This window comes from Mucilaginibacter lacusdianchii (assembly GCF_009770985.1).
GTDB classification, from domain to species: domain Bacteria; phylum Bacteroidota; class Bacteroidia; order Sphingobacteriales; family Sphingobacteriaceae; genus Mucilaginibacter; species Mucilaginibacter lacusdianchii.
The window spans coordinates 78805-102485 of sequence record NZ_WSRW01000004.1 but is presented as its reverse complement, the minus strand read 5'-3'; the positions used below and the strand labels follow the sequence as shown (position 1 = coordinate 102485).

Below are 23681 nucleotides of genomic sequence, written 5' to 3'. Positions count from 1 at the left end.
AATTACAGTACGTTAATACTGGCAATTCACAACCGGCAACTCACAATAAAATATTACTCTTCAGTAGACTCAGCAGCTGGTGCTTCAGTTTCTGCTTCAGCAGCTACTGCACCTCTTCTGCGACGGCCTTCAGCATCACCACCATCAGCTTTTGCTTTTGATGCTGCTGCTTCTTTTTCAGCTTCGTCTTCTTTCTCGCGTTTACGTTCGTCTAAACCTTCTTGGATAGCCTGGATAATGATACCGGTAATCAAAGAGATTGATTTGGTAGCGTCATCGTTAGCAGGGATAGGGAAATCGATGTTTGAAGGATCAGAGTTGGTATCTACCATTGCAAAGGTAGGAATGTTCAACTTCAAAGCTTCTGAAACCGCGATGTGTTCTTTCTTAACGTCAATCAGGAACAATGCAGCTGGTAAACGGTTTAGGTCAGAAATACCGCCTAATAAAGTTTCCAGTTTTATACGCTCACGCTGAATCATCAGACGCTCTTTTTTAGAAAGGTTGCTGTATGTACCGTCTTTAGTCAACTTGTCGATGTTAGACATCTTTTTGATTGACTTGCGTACGGTAGCAAAGTTTGTTAACATACCACCTAACCAACGTTCGGTTACGAAAGGCATGTTTACTGTTTTTGCATAATCAGCTACGATGTCTTTTGCTTGTTTCTTGGTAGCAACAAACAAAACTTTACGGCCTGATTTTACAATTTGTTTGATAGCGGCAGCAGCCTCTTCAACTTTATTTAATGTTTTATTTAAATCGATAATGTGGATACCGTTACGCTCCATGAAAATGTACTGAGCCATTTTCGGATCCCATTTGCGGGTAAGGTGACCAAAGTGTACACCTGCATCCAGTAAATCCTGATATGTTGTTCTTGCCATTGTTGTGTCCTCCTTAAAATATTAACGTTTGCTGAATTGGAATTTACGACGTGCTTTACGGCGTCCTGGTTTTTTACGTTCCACCATACGTGGGTCACGAGTCATTAAACCTTTAGCGCGCAATGCAGGTTTTTTCTCCGCATCAAGTTCAACAATAGCTTTAGCAATAGCTAAACGAACGGCTTCTGCCTGTCCTTTTACACCACCACCGGCTACGTTAGCAACTACGTCAAATTTACCTTCTGAACCAGAAACCAGTAAAGATTGGGTAGCAACGTATTGCAATGGAAGGGTAGGGAAGTATTCTTTGTAATCTTTACCGTTAACGGTAAGGGCACCATTACCTTCGTTTAAGTAAACGCGGGCAACAGCGGTTTTTCTTCTGCCTGAAGTGTTAGTTGTTGGCATTTCTTTTCTCCTTAAAAATTAAAAGTTAAATGGTTTTTGGGTTTTGTGCAGCGTGCGGATGCTGTGAACCAGCATAAACATACAGGTTGCCGTAGATTGCTCTGCCCAAACGATTTTTAGGTAACATACCACGAACGGCTTTTTCAATTACACGCTCAGGGAACTTAGCCATTAACTCCTTAGGAGAAATGAAACGCTGACCACCTGGGTAACCGGTGTAAGAAACATATTGCTTTGCGCTGAATTTGTTTCCGGTCAGTTTTACCTTGTCTGCGTTGATAACAATTACATTGTCACCGCAGTCTACGTTTGGAGTGAAGCCTGGTTTGTGTTTTCCTCTGATGATCGAAGCGATCTTAGAGGTCAAGCGCCCCAAAATCTCGCCTTCCGCGTCAACAACTACCCATTCCTTGTTAACGGTCTTTTTGTTGGCTGAGACAGTTTTGTAACTTAACGTATTCACTTGCTTTAAATTAAATTTATTAAACAGTTTACTATACCCCGTAATTTCGGGACTGCAAAGATACAAGTATTTGATTAATTGTCAAATGGTTTGAAAATTATTTAAAGCCATCTTGCTCAAATAATTACAGTTTATCTTTCTTGATAATATTTAAGATTTCTTTTAAATCTGGATATTGTTGTCCGATGGGCACATCTTCATATATAGGAGATGTTACTTCATCGCCCACTTTGTACTCTGAAAGCCCGTTTTTTAATTCAGTTATATAAATAAGCTTAGGTTTTTTACCATCACTGATGATATAGGTATGATAATGAAAGGTAGCCCTTATATGATACTTAGGGTTCGGCGCTTGGTGTATAGAATCTATATATCTAAACTCAAACAGTGAATCAACTTTAATTACACTTAACACCTCAAATATTTTTAAATGGGCAGGTACATATTTCCAAGAGTTAATAACGTGCTTACCAATAATCTTTTTTGAATGCTTAAAGCTTTTCATATTCAACTTTGTATATTTTTCAAATATTTCAAAGTGATATTTACTTGGCTGCCCAAAGTAACCGCCGTGCTCCTCAGCCAGCATTGCTTTATCTTTTTTAAGGTCGGCAGCCAAGTGCAGGGTAGCCTGCGGTTTAGTAATAAAAATATTGATAAGCAGTAGTAAACGAATCATTGGACAAGGTTTGTTCAATAAAATTAAAAATTATCTGAGGAAGTAAGCATGGTTTTGCTTTTATAATCCAAACGCCATAAAATAAAATTGATACTGCCAAACCAATTGCATAGTCTGATTATTGTGCAGATATGGCTATGAATCAAATTCGTTTAAGTGTTTTAGACCAGTCGCCGATACGCAAAGGCGTTACTGCCGAGCAGGCCGTACGCGAAACCGTTGAGCTGGCAAAATTAACCGATCAATTAGGATACACACGCTTTTGGATATCTGAACATCATAACACCGGCGGCCTGGCCGGGTCTACTCCCGAAGTATTACTGGCGTATCTGGGCAGCCAAACGCAAAACATCCGTATTGGTTCGGGCGGTATTATGCTGCCTAACCACAGCGCCCTTAAAGTAGCCGAAAACTTTCGGATGCTGGAAGCCCTTTTTCAGGGCCGGGTAGATTTGGGCTTAGGTCGCGCACCGGGAACCGACCGTATTACGGCATCGGTACTGAATCCGTCTAACAATTTTAGGGAGCAGGATTTTGTAGAGCAGCTGCTTGATTTACAGAACTACTTTCATGACCGCGCCGAAGAAGGCCCCGTGCAAACAAAAATACGCGCTATACCGCAGGTGCAAACCGTACCCGAAATGTGGATGCTGAGCAGTAGCGGCCAAAGCGGTTTATTTGCCGCACATTTTGGCACCGGCTTTTCATTTGCCCATTTTATCAATCCGGTGGGTGGTGCTCAGGCGGTAGAATTATACCGCGCCAAGTTTCAACCATCGGAAGACTTACAAAACCCGATTGTTAACGTGGCGCTGTTTGTATTCTGTTCGGAAGATGAAGAAAAAATCAGGCAACACCAGGCCATGATGGATTACCGCTTTACCCAGCTGGAACGCGGCGGCAATCTGAATCCGGTCAGCTTTGACGACATCAAGAATGTAACGTATACCGCTGCCGAGCAAGAACGCATACGCTTTAACCGCCATCGCGTGGTAACCGGTACACCCGATGAAATTAAAGATAAGCTGACACGCATGGCCAACACCTATAATGTAGGTGAATTGATTGCCATCACCATTGCCGAAGATTTTGACGACCGGTTAGAATCATACCAATTACTGGCACAACAATTTAATCTTTCAGGAGTAAGCAATAACACAAAAGCTATAGCGTAAAACTTTGTTTTACAACAAACAATGATAAAAGCTACCTAAAATGAGGTGGCTTTTATTGTTTTTGGGTGACACCAAACTGATATTAAAGTATTACTTTTGCAAAACAAATTATACTTGTACGATATTTAAAAAATATCTAATTAGCAGTCAACGTGATTATTATTATTTTCTTTTTTGCCCATTGGTTCTTGTCGTTATTTTTCCAGACATTTTATTTGCATCGCTATGCAGCGCATAAAATGTTTACCACACACAAGGTTACCGAGCGTGTTTTTCACGTATTAACTTTTGTTTGCCAGGGCTCCTCGTTTTTAAATCCGCGTGCATATGCTATTATGCACCGCGAGCATCATGCCTACAGTGATACGGAAAAGGATCCGCACTCGCCGCACTTCTTTACAGACGTATTTCAGATGATGTACCGTACTGCTATCAGCTTCAGAGTGTATGAAAGAAGGCTTAAAGAACCGGACGCTCAATTTAAAGGTAACTACCCCGAATGGCGCTTAATTGACTATTACGGATCATTGAATATTACCCGCATTGCATGGGGCGTTTTATACTTTTTGTTTTACTTAAAGTTTGCTACCGTATGGTGGTTATGGCTTTTGTTACCAATCCAATTTATTATGGGCCCGTTACATGGCGCTATTGTAAACTGGTGCGGCCATAAATATGGCTATTCAAACTTTGACAACGGCGACAAATCAAAAAACACCACCCCATTCGATTTTTTGATGCTAGGCGAATTGTTTCAAAACAATCACCACAAACGCCCTAACAGCCCCAACTTTGGCGCACGCTGGTTTGAAGTTGATCCGGTATACCCGGTTATGAAGGCTATGCACTGGATGCGTATTATCAGATTACGGAAACCGTCAGTAGTATAGTTTCTCGATATAAAATTAACATACTCAAAAAGCCGTTCAGTTGAACGGCTTTTTTATTTAGGCCACTTTCGTTTTGTATCAATTCTATGATGAAACTGTTGTCTTGTTTCTTGATTCTTGGCTCTTGATTGTAAACCCCTATCTTTACCGCTCAAACATAAAACTATGGCTGTATCAGTATTGGCTCAAACCTTAAAAGGCTCTGAGATCATAAAAATAGGAAACGAGATTAACGAACTGAAAAGACAAGGGCAAAACATTGCCAATTTAACCATTGGCGATTTTGACCCCAACATCTATCCCATTCCCAGCGAACTGCGTGATGATATTATAGAAGCTTACCAGGCTAACCATACCAACTACCCTCCGGCTGATGGTATGTTAGAGTTGCGCAAACAGGTATCAGCATTTTTAGAAAGAGAGCTTCGCATTCAGGCTACGCCGAATGAGATTTTGATTGCCAGTGGCTCCCGTCCGTTGATTTACTCAGTATTTTTAGCTTTGGTTGATCCGGGCGATAAAGTGATCTATCCGGCACCATCCTGGAACAACAACCACTATTGTCATATTACCGGTGCTCAAGAAATCCAAATTCCAACTACTGCCGAAAATAACTTTTTGCCTAAAGCGGCCGATGTAGCACCGCATTTAAAAGGGGCTACCCTACTGGCACTTTGCTCGCCGCAAAACCCTACGGGTACTATGTTCGAGCAATCTGACCTGGAAGAGATTTGCGATTTGGTGATTGCGGAAAACGCGAGTCGTCAGCGAGGCGAAAAACCGCTGTACATTATGTACGACCAGATTTACGCCATGCTTACCTTCGGTAAAAAGCATGTTGATCCGGTTACTTTACGCCCTAAATTAAAGGATTATGTAATATATATCGATGGCATCTCCAAATGCTTAGCCGCTACTGGCGTACGCGTAGGCTGGGGCTTTGGTCCGGAGAAAGTGATTGCCAAAATGCGTTCTATTGTAGGCCATATGGGTGCCTGGGCACCTAAAGCCGAGCAGGTAGCTACAGCCAAATACATTCAAAACAGCGAGCAGGTTCATAATTATCTGAATATTTTTAAGTCTCGCATCCAGGAGTGCCTAAACACCTTGTACCAAGGCTTTCAGCAGTTAAAATCTGAAGGTTTTGCAGTAGATGCTATTGAACCGATGGGCGCTATCTACTTAACCGTAAAAGCAGATTATACCGGTAAAACCACACCAGAAGGCGAAGTACTGAATACATCAGCCGATATCAACTTTTACCTGATTAAAGAAGCGAAAGTAGCACTGGTACCATTTTCAGCCTTTGGCACTGACGGCAACGTGAACTGGTTCCGCGCATCGGTGGGTACTTCATCACTAGAAGATATTCAGGCGATGATTCCGCGGATTAGAGAAGCGCTTAGTAAATTGAAGTAATCGGTAACGAGTGCCCTGTGGACAGGTACGAGATATATGCAATATTTTTTAAAAGCGCCATCTTACACAATTGTGCAAGATGGCGCTTTTATTTTTGGTCACTCGAACCTCAACACTGGTAACCGATCAAGCTGCATTAGATATATACTTCACTAAGCTCCTTTTGGCTACAGGCAACAAGGTTTGCTCCAGCGGAAAAGTGATATCGCTATGTACATAATACATGGCCGGGTTAGGCAGGTGTTTTCGCTTTTTGATGAGTTTTTGTTTGATAGATTCAAGAGTGTTTGCTAAGCTTTGCTCGTAAGTATCTACCAGCGATATATTGATGCCCCGGTACTTATCATCCTGACTTTCAAAAATGGTGATCTGGTATTCATAAATCCAGTTGGTGGTTTCTTTGCCGTTGCGCAAATTAAAGTAACCGTAAAACGGCGTTAAGGGGACTACCCCTACCGGGTCAATAGCCAGTCGGCTTTCTACAAAATCATATATTTCCCGGCCGGTTTGCAGAGCCGGGTCCATTTTGCATAGGGCATAAGCAATGATGCGTTCAATTTCGTGCATGGTAGTATCATCCTGCACCATTTTTTGATAAGTCAGCTTTACGGCTTCAATGTCTGCCTGGGTTAGCCTTTGCGGAAAAGCCTGCTGCAATACCGATTTGTCTTTTTTAAAGCTCAGTAAATTATTGTAATGGAATATCAGATCGGTAAGGTTAGGGTATAGGCGGCTTTTATCAAAGTGGCGGTTAATTTCCTGCAGATAGTCTAAAAGCACATACTTTTTGTATTCAAAATCAATTGCGCCCTCAATAAACCAGTTTACACCTAATGATTTCATATTTAACTCCTTTGCTTTTACCTAATTTAAAAATAAAAACTTCACATTTGCAATATGCCCGCCGGAACACTTTATTTAATCCCGGTTCCGCTTGCAGATGATGCTGCGGCCCAATCCTTCACGCCTTATCTGGTACATACTATTAACCAGATTAGCGAGTATATTGTTGAGAATGAAAAGACCGCCCGAAAATTTTTGAAACTGGCCGGCCTAACCATTCCGCAAAGCCAGCTTGTTATTCATGACTATGGCAAGCACCAGCGCGACAATGATATCAATAGCTTTTTCACGGGTTTGATAGCCGGTAAAGACGCAGGGTTGATGAGCGAGGCTGGCTGCCCCGGTATAGCCGACCCCGGCGCGGATATAGTAGCCGAAGCACACCGTAAAGGCATCAAAGTAGTGCCGTTGGTTGGCCCCAGCTCTATTTTGCTGGCACTAATGGCATCGGGCTTTAACGGGCAAAGCTTTACTTTTCACGGCTACTTGCCTATTGATAAAGCGCAGCGCAGCAAACGAATTAAAGATTTGGAAGGTGCCGCCGAGCGCTTTAAACAAACTCAGCTTTTTATTGAAACGCCGTTTCGCAATAATCAGTTGCTCGAAGAAATATTGAAAACCTGTAAGCCTAATACGCGCTTGTGTATTGCCTGCAACTTAACAGCGGCAGACGAACTGGTGAAAACACAAACCGTTGCCAATTGGAAAAAGCAAACGCCTGATCTACATAAAAAGCCAACTATATTTTTACTTTTTCACGCCTGATATATGCGCCTGAACAATCAACATACCGAAGTACTGATTGTAGGCGCTGGCCCCTCGGGCCTAATGATGGCCGCCCAGTTGCTGCGGTATGGCATCCAACCCATAATTATTGACAGCCGCCAAGGCCCTACCCACCAATCCAAAGCATTAGCAGTACAAGCCAGATCGCTGGAGATTTATCGCCAACTAGGGATTGTTGATGAAGTGCTTAAAGGTGGCAAGCAAGCCCAGGGATTGCACTTTTACCACTCAGGCACCCAACTGGCTGCCTTTCCTATCAATGACGCAGGTAGCGGATACACGCCTTATCCTTACGTATTTGTTTATCAGCAAAGCAAAAATGAGCGGGCACTGCTTAGCTATCTAACCAACAACAGCTGCCCGGTTTACTGGAACACTAGTTTAGTTGATTTAAAACAGCTAACTAACCAGATAGCCATAAGGCTTAAAACTGATAATACAGAGTTAAACCTAACCTGCAACTGGCTCATCGGCGCTGATGGTGCACATAGCACGGTAAGGCATCAATTGAATATACCTTTCACCGGCGACACCTATCCCAGTTCATTTTATCTGGCCGATGTGGTACTCGATCATACGGATGATTTTGTAAATCTATATTTAACCAATAATGGCTTTACCGGCTTTTTCCCGATGCCCGAGGCAAATGCTTTTCGGGTGGTGGGTAATTTACCGGCCAGCTTAGCTGATAAACCAGATTTGAAACTGGATGAAGTATTACCACACATCAACGAAAAGGTAAAAGCAACAGTTCAAATTAAACAGTGCAACTGGTTTACCACCTATCGCCTGCATCACCGTATGGCGGATAAATTCAATCAGGGCCGGTGCTTTTTAATTGGCGATGCGGCACACATCCACTCGCCCGTGGGTGGACAGGGCATGAATACGGGTTTGCAGGATGCTTATAACCTGTCATGGAAACTGGCGGGTGTTATCAAACGGCAATTACAGCCCGGCATATTAAATACCTATGCCACCGAGCGCATGCCGGTAGCCCGCGAACTGCTTAAAACTACCGACCGGGCCTTTAAAATTATCATGTCGCAAAGCTTTTTGGCAAACACTTTCAAAAAATGGCTGCTGCCCATAGTGCTTAAACGGGCATGGAAAAATGAAAAACTGCGTTTTGAATTTTTTAAGCGAATATCACAAACCGGCATTAGCTATCCACATAGTACCTTATCTTTACATTTAAGTCAGTTAACTAGTATTAGGGCCGGAGACCGTTTGCCCTACCTGCCAGTATATGATGAAAAGAAACTGCAATTAACGGATTTACATGCCTGGTGCAGCAAGCCCGGTTTCACCTTAATTACCCTAGGCGATTTGCCCGAAATGTTTTTGTTCACCCTCGCCCGATGGATTACCCAATGCTACTCAGGTCTCCTCAACTTTTTCCATTTACCGCCATCCGTAAAAAACCAGCAGGTGTTTGATGCCTTTGGTATTCGCGAAGGGCAAACTAAAGCACTGATCATTCGACCGGATATGCACATTGGGCTTATCAACGACATTGTGAATATTGAGATGATGGATAATTATTTGCAGAATGTAGTTGGGGTGGTTGCGAATAATGATCTAGCGAGGCAATGATTTTCTCATCGTTGGGAAAAACGGTGATGTGGAAGCAATCAAATAATTTTCCTACGTTGATGTAGGCTGTGCTGCTAGCTTGGGTTTGTGCTTGGAGCTTAACTTTCTTTGATGCTACTAAACTTACATCGTCTGCTCATTGCCGCAGGGGCTAGTTCTTTTGTCATAGCTACAAAAGAACCAAAAAAGCCTAGCTGTTGCGATCACCTCACCGCCCGCAAGGCCATCGCCGGCCCGGGCGCAACAGCGGGCCTTTGCCCTTCTTTTTCTATCTCCANAAAAAAGCCTAGCTGTTGCGATCACCTCACCGCCCGCAAGGCCATCGCCGGCCCGGGCGCAACAGCGGGCCTTTGCCCTTCTTTTTCTATCTCCATTCTCTATCCTTATTCAACAAAAGCACTGCCAGAACAATACCTCCAAAAAAAGAATCGGCATTCAGCTTCTTTCGGTAGCTACTGACTTAAGTACAAGTACTGACCTAAGTAGAAAGAAGGTGCGGCCGAGAGGTTTCTTTTTGGTTACTTTTTCTTTTCCGGTAAAAGAAAAATTAACTTCCACAGGCTGTGGTCAAAGAACATCTCTATCCTAATGAAATGCTGAAAGATGTTCAACAAGCACTAACTAACAATAAAGCAACCCTACCCATGAATCGTCTCTCGCTTACCATAATTCTGAATCACCTGCGCTTCATAAGCCAGGAAATCGGTCCAGCGTTTATCAACATCTATTTTGCCGGCATATTTTTTAGCCAAGCGAATGAAGGTTGTATAATGAGTGGCTTCGCTGATCATCAGTTCATGGTAGAACGCAGCCAGTTCGGCATCGTTAATATTTTCGGATAATACTTTAAAGCGCTCGCAGCTGCGGGCTTCAATCATGGCGGCAAATAGCAGGCGGTCTATCAACTGCTCTTCGCGACTACCACCCTTTTTCATAAATTTCAACAACTCCCCCACATAGTCATCCTTTCGCTCACGCCCCAGCACGTAACCCCGTGCCAAGATAATATCGTGCACGCGCTTAAAGTGATCCATTTCCTCTTGTACCAGTAATGCCATTTCCTGAACCAAATCAGACAGGTTTGGATTTTGCACAATAAGGGTAATAGCATTACTGGCCGCTTTCTGCTCGCAAAAAGCATGATCGGTCAAAATTTCTTCAATATTGCTTTCTACCACGTTAGTTACCCAGCGCGGATCGGTTGGCAGTTGCAGTTTTAGGATAGTTTTCTCGCTCACCTTACAAAGATAGGGGTTTTAGATGCAAGAGTATAGAATCAGGATTCAAGATTTATAACGTGCAATAACCAAGTCTTTATCTAACGATACAGATTCTTACTTTCAATAAACTGTAGCACGGCATCGGGCACAAAATATTGTACATTCTTTTTAGCAGCCAATGCGGTGCGGATAAAGGTAGCAGATAGCTCCATCAACGGCGTCATGGTTATGGTTACCGATTCGTGCGAAGCCAGTTCAGCGTTCTCATAGCCAGGGCGCGGGTATACGTAAATGCGATAATCACGCAGAATAAGTTTATAGTTTTTCCACTTGTGTAAGCTGGCCAGATTATCAGAACCCATAATCAGCACAAACTCGTGCTGCGGGTATTTCTCTTTCAGGTGTGTTAGGGTGTCAATAGTGTATGAGGGTTGCGGCAGTTTCAGTTCCGCGTCGCTTACCTCAATATTGTCGGCATTGTCTGTTGCCAATCGGGCCATTTCCAATCGGTCATAAGTATTAATTAAACTACCGTACTTTTTAAGTGGATTTTGCGGTGTAACTACCAGCCAAACCTTATCCAGTTCAGTATGATTGGCCATGTAGTTGGCAATAATTAAATGTCCGATGTGTATAGGGTTGAATGAACCAAACAGCAGGCCGATTTTCATTTGTGCAGGTAGTTATCAGTTGGCAATTATATCACCGATAATTCAATTCAAAAAATTTTGTTTGTTTATTTGACAGAAAGATAATTAAAAATATGGGAATATGAATTATCTATTACATTATTATCGACTATCTCATGTTACTTTCGGTCGTTTAAATAGTAATGCCACAATAACATAGCTGCTACACTGCGATACGGCCGCCAAGCTTCGGCCATGTATAAAAGCTCTTCTTTTGTGGTACTGGCAGGTAACCGTTTTAAACGTTTCATTCCGTTTACTATAGCCAAATCGCCGATGGGAAACACGTCTGTTCGGTGTAATATCATCAACAGGTAAATGTCGACTGTCCAGTTGCCAATACCTTTCAGCTTCGTTAATTCCGTTCGTACTTTATCATCCGGCAATTGTTCTAACACTTGCAAGTTTATTTGTCCGCTTAATAAAGCCTCGGCTAAGTATTTCACATAAGTTGTTTTTTGCCGACTAAAATAACAAGCTTTCAACTCCTCATCCGTCAACATCAAAACACGGGCAGGCGTTATTTCTTGTACGCTTTCTTTTAGCTTATTTAACGCTGATAGAGCCGAGGCCATCGACACCTGCTGTTCCAGAATAATATGCACCAATGACTCAAATGTATTCGTACGCGACCAGTATGGCGGGTAGCCATAGTTTTGTATACTGTTTTTGAAATCAGCGTCCATGCCAGCTAATTCATCGCATAGCTGGTGGTAGTTTTGCTGATGGAAGGTGGTGAGCATAATTGATTTTTAAACGTTTTAAGATGGTTTTGTGTTGTGCTAATTTATTTTCTGTTGATGCGTATTTAACTTTCTTCAGTGATTTTTTACTCACTTCGTCTGCTCATTGCCGCAGGGGCTAGATACTTTTGTCATAGCCACAAAAGTATCCAAAAAGGCCTAGCTCTCGCGATCACCTGTCTGCCCATAAGGACATCGCTGGCCCGGGCGCGATAGCGGGCCTTTGCGCTTTTTTTTGTTTTTTTTCTATCCTCGTTCAAAGTAAAGCACAGTCAGAACATAACCGACAAAAGAATCGGCATTCAGCTTCTTTCGGTAGCTACTGACTTAAGTACAAGTACTGCCTTGAGTAGAAAGAAGGTGCGGCCGAGAGCCTTTTTCTTTTGGTTACTTTTCTTTTTTGCGGTAAAGAAGAAAAGTGACTTCCACAGGCGGTGGTCAAAGTATAAACCTATCCTAACAAGGCACTGCACCAGCACAAAGCAGAAACGAACAAACAAACAAACAAACACCCCTCCCTTTACTAATAACATTAGGATTTAAATCGAACTTTCCCGAATTTTATCGGCATGAACAATCTGCCGCCTTTAGCCGAACGGATGCGTCCGCGTACGCTGGATGATTATGTTGGGCAAAAGCATCTGGTAGGTCCGGGTGCCGTGTTGCGTAAGGCCATCGAGTCGGGCAACCTGCCGTCGATGATTTTTTGGGGACCACCGGGGGTTGGCAAAACAACGCTGGCTTATATTATATCGCAGACCTTATCGCGTCCGTTCTTTTCACTGAGTGCTATCAATTCAGGCGTAAAAGACGTGCGCGAGGTGATCGAAAAAGCATCTTTATTAAAACAAGGTGGGCAAACATTACCCGTATTGTTCATTGATGAGATTCACCGTTTTTCCAAATCGCAGCAAGATTCATTGCTTGGTGCGGTAGAACGGGGTATTGTAACGCTGATTGGTGCTACTACCGAAAATCCGTCTTTTGAGGTGATCTCGGCTTTACTGTCGCGATGCCAGGTTTATATTTTGCAGCATCTGCATGAAGATGCCTTGATTGAACTATTGCAAAAGGCGATGCACGAAGATGAAACCTTGAAAGCAAAAAACATCAGCATACAGGATTATGAGGCATTGTTACGCTTGTCGGGTGGGGATGCACGCAAACTGTTAAACATATTTGAGTTGCTGATAAATGCGATGGACAGTCCCGAGATCATCATTACCAATGAGGCCGTACTGGAAAATGTGCAGCAGAATATGGCCTTGTACGATAAAGCCGGCGAGCAGCATTATGATATTATTTCGGCCTTCATTAAATCCATGCGGGGCAGTGACCCAAATGGGGCGGTATACTGGCTGGCCCGGATGCTGGTAGGTGGCGAAGACCCATTGTTTATTGCCCGCCGGATGCTTATCCTGGCATCTGAAGATATTGGCAATGCCAACCCCAATGCCTTGCTATTGGCCCAAAGCTGTTTTGAGGCGGTAAACGTAATTGGTATGCCTGAGGCGCGTATTATCCTTTCGCAAACCGCCGTTTACTTAGCCACATCTGCCAAAAGCAACGCCAGCTACATGGCCATTGACGAAGCTATGGCGCTGGTGAAGCAAACCGGCGATTTACCAGTACCGCTGCACCTACGCAATGCCCCTACCAAACTGATGAAAAACATTGGTTACGGTAAAAATTACAAGTATGCCCACAGCTACGAAGGCAATTTTACCGATCAGGACTTTTTACCTGACACTATTAAAGGCACTAAATTGTATGACCCAGGCAATAATGCCAGAGAAAATGAAGCCAGAGAGAAACTGCGAAAACTTTGGGGAAACAGATACAAGTATTAAATTTAAAAGAACATGTTTTTAATACGCAATGCCGTAGCTGCTGATGCAGCAACCATAGTAGACATAGCCAATAAAACCTGGTGGACTACCTATGCTGAAATTTTAGCAACCGAGCAAATACAATACATGCTGAATGTGATTTACGATGTAGATAAAATCAGTCAGCAGATAGAAAATGCCACACAAGAGTTTTTGATTTTGGAAGAAAACGGACAACCCGTTGCTTTTGCCTCTTACTCGCCGCGTGAAGAAGACAAGGAAATATACAAACTGCACAAACTATATTGCCTGCCACAAACGCAAGGCAAAGGCTATGGTAAAATTTTAATCAATGCTGTGGCTGATAAAGTGCGCCAGGCTGGCAAGCATATACTGGAACTTAACGTAAACCGCTACAACCAGGCCACGGGCTTTTATGAGAAAATGGGATTTAGTATAGCTTATGAAGAAGATGTTCCGATTGGGCCTTACTGGATGAATGATTATGTAATGCGAAAACCGGTATAGTAAGTTGTAGAGGCAATTAGGTTAAGCATGATATCAACTAACGTTATAAGTAAAAAGCTTTAATAACTTATCGTCCGGCGTAAGTTGAATATCCTTTTCGTAATGAAAGCCCAGCTTTTGCAGCAAAGCCATAGAACGATAGTTATCCAAACCTGTAAGCGCTACCAAGCGGGCAAGTTTCAAATCATGAACTGCATACTTAACTGTTGCTGCTGCTATTTCATAAGCATATCCTTTGCCTTCATACTGTGGCAGCAAGGCATAGCCAATATCTATATCCTCTAACGTATCCCGCTTAATTAAGCCACACATACCTACGGGCTTGCCGGTATCTTTCAGTACAATTACTGACAATCCAAAGCCGTAAGTTTTATAACTGTACAAAGGGCCGTTGATAATATAATTAATAGCATTGGCCAGTGAGGTTACGCCGCGGTCGCCAATGTATTGGAGCCATGTGGATGTATTGCACAGTTCAAGTACAAAGGGAGCATCCTGCATGTCAAATTCACGCAGCAGCAAGCGCTCGGTAGTTAATACAACAGCCATTACATATAATATATAAATTGCAGATTATCAGGCTGATAATATAACGGCTCAAAGCTTTCACCTTCAGCTAACTGGCAATCCACCTGAATATATTTACAGTTGATGTTGCCGAACAAGTTGGCAATGGCTGTATCCGCAGCATCACGACCGGTAGCTATCTTAACCAAACCATTTAACGGCACCAATTTGGTAGCATCAAACAACACCCACTCGCCACCTAAATAAGCTTCAAAACACGCATGAAAATCGGGCGGGTTCAGTTTATAGGAATAGCCGGTGAAGTAACGGGCCGGAATGGTGGATGCCCGGCACAATGCAATACCCAGATGGGCAAAATCACGACATACACCAGCTTGCTCGGTGACTGTATCAAAAGCAGAGGTTTGCGAATTGGTTGAGCCGCTCAAGTATTCTACCCGCTGGTATATCCAATCAGTAATGGCCATCACTTTTTCAAATGGATTTTGATATTGCCCGAACAGGTTATTGGCCAGACGATATAACTTATCTGACTGACAATAACGGCTGGGATACAGGTAAGGTAATACTGCGCTATCTAAATGAGCAACGGGTGCTTCTTGCTTATTGGTACCATCTACCGTTTTGTAGCAATTATCTACCGTGGCCGAATAAGCAATATGCAGACTGGCAGCTTCTGTTACTTCTATCCGCGCAAAACGGCTTTCGCTGTTTACCGAAGTTATTTCTTCCGCTTTTAGGTACGGATCAATAATCAAGCTTTCGTTCAACACCGTTTGATGCAGCGTGCGCAAAGCATGAATGTTGAGCACTAAAGTACTTATCGGTCCAACATCATACTGTAAGTTGGTAGATACGTTAAATTTCATGACTAACCGGCTTAGGCAGTTTATCAAAGGCTTTATCCATCCAGTCATCCGATACGTTTTGCAGGGCATTTTTCAATTCTTCGGCCCATTGGCTGGAAATTTTTTGCAAATCCTGTTGCTCGTAACGCTGTTCGGCTAAACAGAATGAGTTTTTGGGATATAAAACCACATCAATAGGAAAATCTACATTATTGGTACTTACCCTGGTTGAATCAAACGACAGGAAGCCTGCTTTAAGCGCCAAACGCATATCCGTGTCTTCATTGAGCATCCGGTTGAGCATGGCCCTGCCTGGGCCCGAATTACCGATGATAACAAAAGGCGCCCCCTGCCCAAGCTCTACCCAGTTACCCTCCGGATAAAGCATATAAAGCTTATGCTCCTCGTCGTCTTTCAACTGACCGCCGATAACCGTATTTAAATCAAACTTAAAACCGGCTTTTTCAAGCACTTCCCTATCCTCGTTAGCTACCCGGCGTACTTGTTCGCCAAAGGCATTTACAGCTTTGTATAGCTTATCAAATTCTTGCGTTTCCAGTATTTCTTCAAAATAAGTAACTGCCTTATCGCGCACAGAGCGCAGGCCGCTGGTCATTACAAAAAGCGAGAACTTGTCTTTTTGCTTAATGGTGATCTTTTTTTTGATGGTGGTATCGGTGCCCGAGGTAATGCGTGTGTCGGCAATGGCAATCAGGCCCTCCTTCACTTTTATTCCTAAACAATAGGTCATTATGGTAACTGCTTCAGTGGTATTACAAGATAGCAAATAAAGTAAAAATGCAGGAGAGTGAATTGATACAAAGAAAATTATACAAAAGCATACTTAGCGCAAGAGCTGCACACTACTTCCTCGGCCTGTTTTGCAAGCCATTTAGCATCACACCAATAGCTAGCCCTATACATATACCAATAACCAGCCGCCGTGTAGCAATGCCTAAAGCGACACCCAGTATTAAACCAAGGGCTATATAATTTCTGCGGATATTCAAACTGATGATTTAAATAAGAAAGCAATCTCAATCTATATCAATATAACATAGCTTAAGATTGCTTAGTTTTATATATTCCAGACGAGCCAATTAACCCATCATTACCTTATCAGGCGTAATAGGTAACTGGCGGATGCGTTTACCGGTAGCATTGTAAACCGCATTTGCTACGGCGGCCGACATTCCTATCAAAGCAATTTCGCCCATACCTTTGGCACCCATGGGGTTCACTTTATAATCAGGCTTGTTTACAAACAAGGCATCAATTTGCGGAATATCAGCATGTACCGGCACATGGTAACCGGCCAAATCGGCATTTACATACCGCCCATAACGGTGATCGATTACACCTTCCTCCATCAAAGCCTGTCCAATACCACCTATAGCGCCACCTACTACCTGGCTGCGTGCCGTTTTGGGGCTCACGATATGACCAGAATCTGCTACCGACACTACTTTGTTTACCCGTATGACACCAGTTTTAGGATGAACCTTTACCTGCACAAAATGCACCGAGTAAGAGTAACTCGAAAAGTTGCGCATCTCAGACGAGCCGGACGAAGTAATTGTTACATCCAGTTGCTGCAAGCCTTTATCTTTAAGCACCTGTATATAATCAGGCTTATCTGTACCGCCGTTGCCTATCAGCTGCTGGAACTTTTCTTTGAGCGCTGTACAGGCATCATGCACCGCACCACCCACCGTTGAGGTGATCATAGAACCGCCCTGCGTTGGTGATGGGGGCAAAGACGAATCACCCCATTCAAATTTGATACGGCTGGACGGTATGCCAAAAGCATCGGCGGCCACCTGTGTCATGGCCGTACCTGTGCCCACGCCAATATCAGTTACAGCGGTTTGCACCAACAGCATACCATCGGCCAGCATAGTTGCTTTTACCGTAGCACGGCCACGCCCTGCGCCAAACACGCCCGACCCCATGCCGTAGCCTACCAGCCAGCCATCTTCGGTGAGTGTGCCCGGTTTAGCAGGACGATTCTTCCAACCAATCTTGTCGGCACCTAATTCATAAGCTTCTTTCAGGTACTTGGTGCTAAATGGCTTGCCCGTTTCCGGATCAGTATCGGCATGGTTGCGTACACGCAACTCGATAGGGTCTAAGTTCAGTTTGTAAGCCAACTCGTCAATAGCCGACTCCAGCGCAAAAGCACCGGTAGCCTCGCCAGGGCCACGCATCCAGGTTGGTGTATTTACATCAACCGGTGCAATTTTATAAATAGTACCTACGCTTGGGCAGGCATACATAAAGCGCGACATGTTAACCGTTCCCTCGGTAAATTCCTCGAAGGTAGAAGTCTGCCCTTTAGCTTCGTGGATCAAACCGGTCAGCTTTCCATCTGCAGTAGCACCTACGCTTATTTTTTGCCAAGTGTATGGGCGATAGCCTACCGAATTAAATTGTAATTCGCGGGTTAGCACCAGCTTTACCGGTCGCTTTATCAACTGAGCAGCCATTACAGCAGCCGTTTCGTGCGGCCAGGTACGCAGGGCATTACCAAAAGCGCCGCCCACAAACTTGGCTATTACCTGCACATTATCGGGTGGTAGCTTAAACGCCTGGGCAATTGCATTCTGGGTTGATTTTACGCCTTGCGTCTTGTCGTATACAGTAACTTTATCATCCGCCGTCCAGTGTGCCACAATGGCGCTTAGCTCCATGGGGTTGTGTACGTTGATAGGGATGATGTATTCCTCTTCCACTTTTACCGGTGCATTTTTCCAGTCGTCGGGGTTACCGCGCTTATAATCTTCAAAACGCGGGCCTTTAGGCATTTGTGCCTGATCCAGTTTTTTTGAAGTGTCCGTTTGAAACGGTTCTTCGGCATAGGTAGCTTTTACCTGCGCTGCTGCGTAAGTGGCCCGTTCAAAGCTATCGGCAATTATCATAGCAATAGGATGGCCGTTAAACTTTACCGTATTGTCTATAAATAACCGTAGCGGACCACCACCGGTTGGTGGTTTACTGGGGTCTTTACCACTATCATACCCCGGCAGTTTAGGGGCATTTTGATAAGTGATCACCTTTAAAACACCAGGTGCACGCTCGGCTGCTTTGGTGTCAATCGTTTTGATAGTGCCTTTGGTGATGGTGCTGGGCACCAGCACTGCCCAGGCCATATTAGGCAGGTTGTGCTCGGCCGCATATTTAGCTGCGCCGGTAACCTTTAATTTGCCATCTACCCGGTCTATGCCTTCGGTAAACGGCGGTATATTTAAAAGTTCTTGTTGTTTCATGGTGGTTTTGTGTTGTCGGTGTCAGTTTTTAGTTGTGTGTTATAAAATAAATTTTGGCAAATGTCATTTTGCAGACAACTCGCCACACACAACCTATAACTAAACTAATCCTGCTGCATGTGTTAACGCTTCTACAATGGTAGCCGGTGCCAGTTTCAGTTTAAAGGCATTATCCTTAAATGCTTTTGCCCCTTGCATGGCTAACTGTGCAGCCTGCTCAAAACTGGCTGCCGTAGCTGGTTTACCTACAAGCGCCTTTTCAGCTGCCGTTAAGCGCCATGGCTTATGTGCTACACCACCCATAGCCAAACGGGCTGAGCGGATAGTTCCGTTATCAATATCCAAAGCCGCAGCTACCGATACCAGCGCAAAGGCGTATGATGCCCTGTCGCGCACTTTTAAATAATAGCTGTGGGCAGCGTAATTATTAGTTGGGATCTCTACCGCTACAATCAGTTCGTCTTTAGCCAAATTATTGTCCAGTTGCGGCGTATCGCCCGGCAGGCGGTGAAACTCGCCAAAAGGCAAACGGCGCTCACCTTTCTTACCGGCTATGATAACGGTGGCATCCAGCGCAGTCATGGCTACAGCCATATCCGACGGGTGCACGGCAATACATTTATCACTCATGCCAAAAATGGCATGCATACGGTTAAAGCCTTCCAAAGCGCCGCAGCCCGAGCCCGGATTGCGCTTGTTGCAAGGCAAAGCTATATCATAAAAATACGGACAACGGGTGCGCTGCATCATGTTACCACCTACGGTTGCCATGTTACGCAATTGGGCCGATGCGCCTGCATTCAGTGCCTGCGACAACAGCGGAAACTTCTCCATTACCTGCTTATCTTCGGCCACCTGGCTATTGAGCGCTAAAGCGCCGATATGCAAACCATTTTTGATTGGCGTAATGGTACGTAGCGGCAGTTTATTAATATCTACCAGTTTATCCGGCGTCATCACACCGTGCTTCATTAAATCAACCAGGTTACTGCCACCGGCTATAATTTTGGTACCGGGCTGACTTAACGCGGCGATAACGCTTTGCTGCGTGGACGGGCGTATGTACTGAAACTGCTTCATACCTGCTGCCCTCCTGCTTTTACTTCTAAAATAGCGTTTACAATATTGGGGTAAGCGCCACAACGACAGATATTACCACTCATGTATTCCCTGATTTCCATTTCTGAATTGGCATGCCCCTCACGGACACAGGCCACAGCCGACATGATTTGTCCAGGCGTACAATAGCCGCATTGGAAGCCATCGTGCTTAATGAAAGCCTCTTGCATAGGGTGTAATTCGTCACCTTTGGCCAAGCCTTCAATGGTGGTTACTTTTTTACCATCCACCATCATAGCCAAAGTAAGGCATGAGTTTACACGGTGACCGTCAACATGCACCGTGCAAGCACCGCACTGGCCGTAGTCACAGCCTTTTTTGGTGCCGGTTAAGTCCAGTTGCTCGCGCAGTAAATCCAGCAAGGTAACGCGGGGCTCGATAAGTAAGTTATGTTTGGTTCCGTTAATTTCGATATTAAGCGGCAGCTTTTCAAATACGGCTGCTACCTGCTCATCCACATGGTTTTCGGCGGCTTTAACAGCCACACCTGGCGTTAAAGCAACAGCGGTTAACAGTGTAGATTGCTTCAGGAAATTTCTTCTTGGATTACCAGCGGGCTGCTCCTGCCCGTCTGGCAATGCTCCGTTGTTCAGTTCTTCCATAGGTTATGGTGTAATTTACACCAAGCTAAGGTTTTTAGCCTGTTTGGCGATAATCAATTGCTTATTTATACCGATTAAAAATAGGGATTATACCTATTTGCAACCGATTGAACAGCGGATTTTCAGTTGCTGAAAGTTTTCTATTGAAAGACTTGAGGAATCTGCAAAACTTTCAAGTTGCTATAAAACAAATTACGCCCGGCAAGCCGGGCGTAATTATATATTTTAAGATTATATGTCGCCAAAAAGGCTACCCTATATTATGCTTTCTTGTTTTTAAGCATTTTAAGCAAATACTGGCCATAGCCGCTTTTGGTAAGTGGGGCAGCTATTTCAGTCAGCTTAGCTTCGTCGATAAAGCCCATACGATAGGCAATTTCTTCGATACAAGCTATTTTGATGCCTTGGCGTTCTTCTATAACCTGTACAAACTGACCGGCTTGCATTAACGATGCAAATGTACCGGTATCCAGCCAGGCCGTACCACGGCTAAGTATACCTACTTTAAGCTTACCACGGCGCAGGTATTCTTTATTTACATCAGTAATTTCATACTCTCCGCGTGGCGAAGGCTGAATGTTCTTAGCAATTTCTACTACTTCGTTGTCATAAAAATACAATCCAGGTACGGCAAAGTCAGATTTAGGTTCGGTTGGTTTTTCTTCGATTGAAATAACTTGATTGTTGCTATCAAACTCAACCACACCATAACGCTCCGGATCGGCTACCTGGTAGGCAAATACCACACCACCATCCGGGCTGCTGCACTCCTGTAATAGATTAGAAAGACCGTCACCATAAAAAATGTTATCGCCCAAAATAAGCGCTACTTTATCCGAACCGATAAAGTCGGCACCAATGACAAAGGCTTGCGCCAAACCATCGGGTTTTTCCTGAATAGCATATTCAAAACGGCAACCTAAATTAGAACCATCGCCCAACAGCTTTTTAAACTGCGGCATATCGTGCGGCGTTGAAATAATTAATATTTCACGGATACCTGCCAGCATTAGCACCGATAATGGATAATAAATCATCGGTTTATCGTAAACCGGCATCATCTGTTTGCTTACTGCTAAAGTTAACGGGTGTAGCCTGGTTCCTGAACCGCCGGCAAGTATAATTCCTTTCAAAGCTGTAGTAAATTAGTTAGCGTATAAACTTATACGCTATAAACATATAAAAAGGTTTACATACTGGCAACAGCTTCTTCTAATTCCTGGTACCATTCGGCACCATATTTACGAATCAGCGGCTCTTTCAAAAATTCAAACACTCGAACCTTAAGTTCGCTACCAAATGAACAGGCCGGACTACAGATGTTCCAGCGATCATAATGCAATACATCAAACTCCGGGTAGTTGGTAGTACGAATGGGGTACAAATGGCACGAAATAGGTTTACGCCAATTTACATCGCCTGCCTCCCACGCTTTTTCAATAGCACATTTGGTAATACCGTTTTCCCAGGTAACATAAGCACACTCTTTGTTCGTATCTACGCATGGAGTGGTATAATCGCCTTCAAAATCGGTTACATGGGTACCTTCCCGCTCTATGGTAGCCACGCCTTTAGCCGTCATATAGGGCTTTACTTTCGGATAAATCTCCTTCAATATATCCAGCTCATTGGCTGCCAATGGTGCGCCCGAATCACCTTCCAGGCAGCAAGCGCCCTTACACTTACTTAAATTACAAACAAAATTCTCCGATATTACATCTTCATGCACTAATGTGCTACCAACCTCAATCATCATTCTTTTATCTATTTGCTTAGGGGGTTAAGCGGATGCTTTAGTCCTTTTGCATTGGTTAATTCCATAGTTACGCTTCCTACTATCAGGCCAACATTGGCTTTGATAGGAATACGGTTGTTATCATCACTTATCCACAAATACAGTTTGCTGTCTTTTTTAAAGATGCGACCGGGTATTATGGTAGGATTAAATTTAAGGCAGTTAAATGTACCCATCGGGCAATCGGCTTTTTCTTTACCCATGTAGGTAATACCCAGCGTATGTATGCCATCTTCTAAAAAATAAGGCACATCAAACCTATCACCTATTTTTAATTTAGACACATCCAGGCACCGGGCAAAGTAATATGCCGAAGGAAAATCAAACACCTTACCTTTAAAGGGAAAAATACCTTTATCAGCCGTTATTTTATTCTCCTGATGATCAAACGTTACTCTATCCTTATGCTTATACTTTCCCTCTCGCCGGTCTTCTGTGTACAGGTAAGGCAACAGGGTGTTCTTGTCTATATAACTTTCGTACCGGTTACGCACTTTGTAAAAAACATCAAAGCTGCCGGCAGTTTTACCATCGGCTATGATGTGCCAGGCCGGTTTGCCTTCAAAACGCGTATCGGCATCTTCAATACGTAAATGTGCTTCGGCACCGGTAAACCAACCATACTTAAGCCGGTAGTTTAATTCTTCGCCAGCCTTAAAAGCAGGCTCATCCAACTGCGGTAAATTTTGCGCTGATGCTTGCAGGGTAAATGCAACAAGCATTGATAATAAAGTATACTTAGCCATGTAACGAGATAAGAAAAAACCTTTTAAAACAGACATTACATCTGCAGCAAGGTTTAAACTGCTAGCTACTGTTGCATACAAACTATCCTTCAATTGCATTATTAATCTTTGCGCTTGTAAATAGGTACAGTTGAACAGGGTTCGCCAAACATTAAACTTTTGGCCACAGGCGTAAGCCGCTTGGTAAGCTCTACATAAGCAGATACTGGCACGTCAATATCGCCGCAACCCTTTAACACAATACGTTGATCGCGATACTGCTCAAAATCGGCTTTGGCCATAGCTTTTTCAAACAACACTGTTTCCAGCACCTCGGCATTGCCAAATACTACCTCGCGGGCATATGGCGCCATACGGTTAGCCAACAGCATGTAAGCCCAGGCCGGTACAATGGCATCGGCGGTGCAAGTAATTCCTACATTTTTACCGGCATACTGCGACCAATCGTGGCCTTTTACAAATTCTCTGAAATCTTTTTCGCGCAGGATAAGGCCATGAAACAGATTATCCTTGATATCGTATACTACCCGCTCGCCGGGTGGATAAAAGTTGGCTGGATCAAGCGTAACCAGTCCGCTTTGGGCAACTTTATTAATGATGTTTTCCTGTATATCCATAGCTA

At 43.8% G+C, this 23681-nt stretch carries 26 protein-coding genes; 7 read left to right on the top strand and 19 right to left on the bottom strand.

Going from position 1 to position 23681, the window contains the following annotated elements; genetic code table 11:
* Positions 1-53: 53 nt before the first annotated feature.
* The 4 genes from rpsB to GPM24_RS19035 all read right to left on the bottom strand — a co-directional run bounded on the left by rpsB (position 54) and on the right by GPM24_RS19035 (position 2437).
* Positions 54-887: a 30S ribosomal protein S2 gene (rpsB, locus tag GPM24_RS19050; RefSeq protein ID WP_158828745.1), complete on the bottom strand. Its 834-nt coding sequence runs from the start codon at positions 885-887 to the stop codon at positions 54-56.
* Between the two features lie 21 nt (positions 888-908).
* A complete protein-coding gene (gene rpsI / locus GPM24_RS19045; RefSeq protein WP_158828744.1) occupies positions 909-1295 on the bottom strand; it encodes a 30S ribosomal protein S9 in 387 nt (128 codons plus the stop codon).
* Positions 1296-1320: 25 nt separating this feature from the next.
* Complete coding sequence (gene rplM, locus GPM24_RS19040) at positions 1321-1758, bottom strand: 50S ribosomal protein L13 (protein WP_158828743.1); 438 nt, start codon at positions 1756-1758, stop codon at positions 1321-1323.
* A 124-nt stretch (positions 1759-1882) separates the two neighbouring features.
* Positions 1883-2437, bottom strand: a complete 555-nt coding sequence (locus GPM24_RS19035) for a hypothetical protein (RefSeq protein WP_158828742.1) — start codon at positions 2435-2437, stop codon at positions 1883-1885.
* Between the two features lie 131 nt (positions 2438-2568).
* Between GPM24_RS19035 and GPM24_RS19030 the strand changes: the two genes are divergently transcribed.
* The 3 genes from GPM24_RS19030 (at position 2569) to GPM24_RS19020 (ending at position 5921) form a co-directional block, all read left to right on the top strand.
* Positions 2569-3612: an LLM class flavin-dependent oxidoreductase gene (locus GPM24_RS19030; protein WP_233268906.1), complete on the top strand. Its 1044-nt coding sequence runs from the start codon at positions 2569-2571 to the stop codon at positions 3610-3612.
* A 152-nt stretch (positions 3613-3764) separates the two neighbouring features.
* Positions 3765-4502: an acyl-CoA desaturase gene (locus GPM24_RS19025; protein WP_158828741.1), complete on the top strand. Its 738-nt coding sequence runs from the start codon at positions 3765-3767 to the stop codon at positions 4500-4502.
* Between the two features lie 165 nt (positions 4503-4667).
* Positions 4668-5921 (top strand): pyridoxal phosphate-dependent aminotransferase, encoded by a 1254-nt coding sequence (locus GPM24_RS19020; RefSeq protein ID WP_158828740.1) that lies wholly within the window; start codon positions 4668-4670, stop codon positions 5919-5921.
* A 126-nt stretch (positions 5922-6047) separates the two neighbouring features.
* On the opposite strand, the gene GPM24_RS19015 is transcribed toward GPM24_RS19020, so the two are convergent.
* Entirely contained in the window at positions 6048-6764 is a 717-nt protein-coding gene (locus GPM24_RS19015; protein WP_158828739.1) for a hypothetical protein, read from the bottom strand.
* A 54-nt stretch (positions 6765-6818) separates the two neighbouring features.
* On the opposite strand from GPM24_RS19015, the gene GPM24_RS19010 reads away from it, so the two are divergent.
* Both GPM24_RS19010 and GPM24_RS19005 read left to right on the top strand, forming a co-directional pair.
* Positions 6819-7529, top strand: coding sequence for an SAM-dependent methyltransferase (locus tag GPM24_RS19010; RefSeq protein ID WP_158828738.1), 711 nt, complete (start codon positions 6819-6821; stop codon positions 7527-7529).
* 3 nt (positions 7530-7532) lie between these two features.
* Positions 7533-9146, top strand: coding sequence for an FAD-dependent monooxygenase (locus GPM24_RS19005; protein WP_158828737.1), 1614 nt, complete (start codon positions 7533-7535; stop codon positions 9144-9146).
* Positions 9147-9784: 638 nt separating this feature from the next.
* Here GPM24_RS19005 and GPM24_RS19000 read toward each other — a convergent pair.
* The 3 genes from GPM24_RS19000 to GPM24_RS18990 form a co-directional block, all read right to left on the bottom strand.
* Positions 9785-10384 carry a MiaE family protein gene (locus GPM24_RS19000; RefSeq protein ID WP_158828736.1) on the bottom strand — a complete coding sequence of 200 codons (600 nt, stop codon included), beginning with the start codon at positions 10382-10384 and terminating at the stop codon, positions 9785-9787.
* 80 nt (positions 10385-10464) lie between these two features.
* Positions 10465-11037: a nicotinate (nicotinamide) nucleotide adenylyltransferase gene (gene nadD, locus GPM24_RS18995; RefSeq protein WP_158828735.1), complete on the bottom strand. Its 573-nt coding sequence runs from the start codon at positions 11035-11037 to the stop codon at positions 10465-10467.
* A 137-nt stretch (positions 11038-11174) separates the two neighbouring features.
* Positions 11175-11798 carry a DNA-3-methyladenine glycosylase family protein gene (locus GPM24_RS18990; protein WP_158828734.1) on the bottom strand — a complete coding sequence of 208 codons (624 nt, stop codon included), beginning with the start codon at positions 11796-11798 and terminating at the stop codon, positions 11175-11177.
* 569 nt (positions 11799-12367) lie between these two features.
* Between GPM24_RS18990 and GPM24_RS18985 the strand changes: the two genes are divergently transcribed.
* The gene (locus tag GPM24_RS18985) at positions 12368-13648 is read left to right on the top strand and encodes a replication-associated recombination protein A (protein ID WP_158828733.1); all 1281 of its coding nucleotides are present in this window, start codon (positions 12368-12370) and stop codon (positions 13646-13648) included.
* Between the two features lie 12 nt (positions 13649-13660).
* Positions 13661-14155: a GNAT family N-acetyltransferase gene (locus GPM24_RS18980; protein WP_158828732.1), complete on the top strand. Its 495-nt coding sequence runs from the start codon at positions 13661-13663 to the stop codon at positions 14153-14155.
* 33 nt (positions 14156-14188) lie between these two features.
* Here GPM24_RS18980 and GPM24_RS18975 read toward each other — a convergent pair whose 3' ends face one another.
* From GPM24_RS18975 to GPM24_RS18930, 11 genes are all read right to left on the bottom strand, one after another.
* Positions 14189-14704, bottom strand: coding sequence for a GNAT family N-acetyltransferase (locus GPM24_RS18975; RefSeq protein ID WP_158828731.1), 516 nt, complete (start codon positions 14702-14704; stop codon positions 14189-14191).
* Entirely contained in the window at positions 14704-15552 is an 849-nt protein-coding gene (locus tag GPM24_RS18970; RefSeq protein WP_158828730.1) for a transglutaminase-like domain-containing protein, read from the bottom strand. Before GPM24_RS18970 ends, GPM24_RS18975 begins: the two co-directional genes overlap by 1 nt.
* Positions 15542-16282: a proteasome-type protease gene (locus tag GPM24_RS18965; RefSeq protein WP_158828729.1), complete on the bottom strand. Its 741-nt coding sequence runs from the start codon at positions 16280-16282 to the stop codon at positions 15542-15544. Before GPM24_RS18965 ends, GPM24_RS18970 begins: the two co-directional genes overlap by 11 nt.
* 112 nt (positions 16283-16394) lie before the next feature.
* Positions 16395-16541 carry a glycine zipper domain-containing protein gene (locus GPM24_RS22435; protein ID WP_500784480.1) on the bottom strand — a complete coding sequence of 49 codons (147 nt, stop codon included), beginning with the start codon at positions 16539-16541 and terminating at the stop codon, positions 16395-16397.
* A gap of 90 nt (positions 16542-16631) precedes the next feature.
* A complete protein-coding gene (locus tag GPM24_RS18960) occupies positions 16632-18797 on the bottom strand; it encodes a xanthine dehydrogenase family protein molybdopterin-binding subunit (RefSeq protein ID WP_158828728.1) in 2166 nt (721 codons plus the stop codon).
* A gap of 99 nt (positions 18798-18896) precedes the next feature.
* Positions 18897-19877 (bottom strand): FAD binding domain-containing protein, encoded by a 981-nt coding sequence (locus GPM24_RS18955; RefSeq protein WP_158828727.1) that lies wholly within the window; start codon positions 19875-19877, stop codon positions 18897-18899.
* Positions 19874-20518: a (2Fe-2S)-binding protein gene (locus tag GPM24_RS18950; protein WP_158828726.1), complete on the bottom strand. Its 645-nt coding sequence runs from the start codon at positions 20516-20518 to the stop codon at positions 19874-19876. The genes GPM24_RS18955 and GPM24_RS18950 overlap by 4 nt, the downstream gene beginning before the upstream one ends.
* A gap of 260 nt (positions 20519-20778) precedes the next feature.
* The gene (gene rfbA / locus GPM24_RS18945) at positions 20779-21651 is read right to left on the bottom strand and encodes a glucose-1-phosphate thymidylyltransferase RfbA (RefSeq protein ID WP_158828725.1); all 873 of its coding nucleotides are present in this window, start codon (positions 21649-21651) and stop codon (positions 20779-20781) included.
* 56 nt (positions 21652-21707) lie between these two features.
* Positions 21708-22271 (bottom strand): DUF3109 family protein, encoded by a 564-nt coding sequence (locus GPM24_RS18940; RefSeq protein WP_158828945.1) that lies wholly within the window; start codon positions 22269-22271, stop codon positions 21708-21710.
* 11 nt (positions 22272-22282) lie between these two features.
* Entirely contained in the window at positions 22283-23158 is an 876-nt protein-coding gene (locus GPM24_RS18935) for a DUF3108 domain-containing protein (protein WP_233268905.1), read from the bottom strand.
* A 2-nt stretch (positions 23159-23160) separates the two neighbouring features.
* Positions 23161-23676 (bottom strand): DUF2480 family protein, encoded by a 516-nt coding sequence (locus GPM24_RS18930; RefSeq protein WP_158828724.1) that lies wholly within the window; start codon positions 23674-23676, stop codon positions 23161-23163.
* Positions 23677-23681: the final 5 nt, after the last annotated feature.

Coding starts and splice junctions, on each gene's coding strand:
- GPM24_RS18980 (WP_158828732.1), top strand. CDS start 13,661: ATGTTTTTAATACGCAATGCCGTAGCTGCTGATGCAGCAACCATAGTA.
- GPM24_RS18935 (WP_233268905.1), bottom strand. CDS start 23,158: ATGCAATTGAAGGATAGTTTGTATGCAACAGTAGCTAGCAGTTTAAAC.
- rpsB (WP_158828745.1), bottom strand. CDS start 887: ATGGCAAGAACAACATATCAGGATTTACTGGATGCAGGTGTACACTTT.
- GPM24_RS18955 (WP_158828727.1), bottom strand. CDS start 19,877: ATGAAGCAGTTTCAGTACATACGCCCGTCCACGCAGCAAAGCGTTATC.
- GPM24_RS18985 (WP_158828733.1), top strand. CDS start 12,368: ATGAACAATCTGCCGCCTTTAGCCGAACGGATGCGTCCGCGTACGCTG.
- GPM24_RS18970 (WP_158828730.1), bottom strand. CDS start 15,552: ATGAAATTTAACGTATCTACCAACTTACAGTATGATGTTGGACCGATA.
- GPM24_RS18960 (WP_158828728.1), bottom strand. CDS start 18,797: ATGAAACAACAAGAACTTTTAAATATACCGCCGTTTACCGAAGGCATA.
- rpsI (WP_158828744.1), bottom strand. CDS start 1,295: ATGCCAACAACTAACACTTCAGGCAGAAGAAAAACCGCTGTTGCCCGC.
- GPM24_RS18965 (WP_158828729.1), bottom strand. CDS start 16,282: ATGACCTATTGTTTAGGAATAAAAGTGAAGGAGGGCCTGATTGCCATT.
- GPM24_RS18975 (WP_158828731.1), bottom strand. CDS start 14,704: ATGGCTGTTGTATTAACTACCGAGCGCTTGCTGCTGCGTGAATTTGAC.
- GPM24_RS19010 (WP_158828738.1), top strand. CDS start 6,819: ATGCCCGCCGGAACACTTTATTTAATCCCGGTTCCGCTTGCAGATGAT.
- nadD (WP_158828735.1), bottom strand. CDS start 11,037: ATGAAAATCGGCCTGCTGTTTGGTTCATTCAACCCTATACACATCGGA.
- GPM24_RS19005 (WP_158828737.1), top strand. CDS start 7,533: ATGCGCCTGAACAATCAACATACCGAAGTACTGATTGTAGGCGCTGGC.
- GPM24_RS19035 (WP_158828742.1), bottom strand. CDS start 2,437: ATGATTCGTTTACTACTGCTTATCAATATTTTTATTACTAAACCGCAG.
- GPM24_RS18940 (WP_158828945.1), bottom strand. CDS start 22,271: ATGATTGAGGTTGGTAGCACATTAGTGCATGAAGATGTAATATCGGAG.
- GPM24_RS19030 (WP_233268906.1), top strand. CDS start 2,569: ATGGCTATGAATCAAATTCGTTTAAGTGTTTTAGACCAGTCGCCGATA.
- GPM24_RS18930 (WP_158828724.1), bottom strand. CDS start 23,676: ATGGATATACAGGAAAACATCATTAATAAAGTTGCCCAAAGCGGACTG.
- GPM24_RS19020 (WP_158828740.1), top strand. CDS start 4,668: ATGGCTGTATCAGTATTGGCTCAAACCTTAAAAGGCTCTGAGATCATA.
- GPM24_RS19015 (WP_158828739.1), bottom strand. CDS start 6,764: ATGAAATCATTAGGTGTAAACTGGTTTATTGAGGGCGCAATTGATTTT.
- GPM24_RS18990 (WP_158828734.1), bottom strand. CDS start 11,798: ATGCTCACCACCTTCCATCAGCAAAACTACCACCAGCTATGCGATGAA.
- GPM24_RS18950 (WP_158828726.1), bottom strand. CDS start 20,518: ATGGAAGAACTGAACAACGGAGCATTGCCAGACGGGCAGGAGCAGCCC.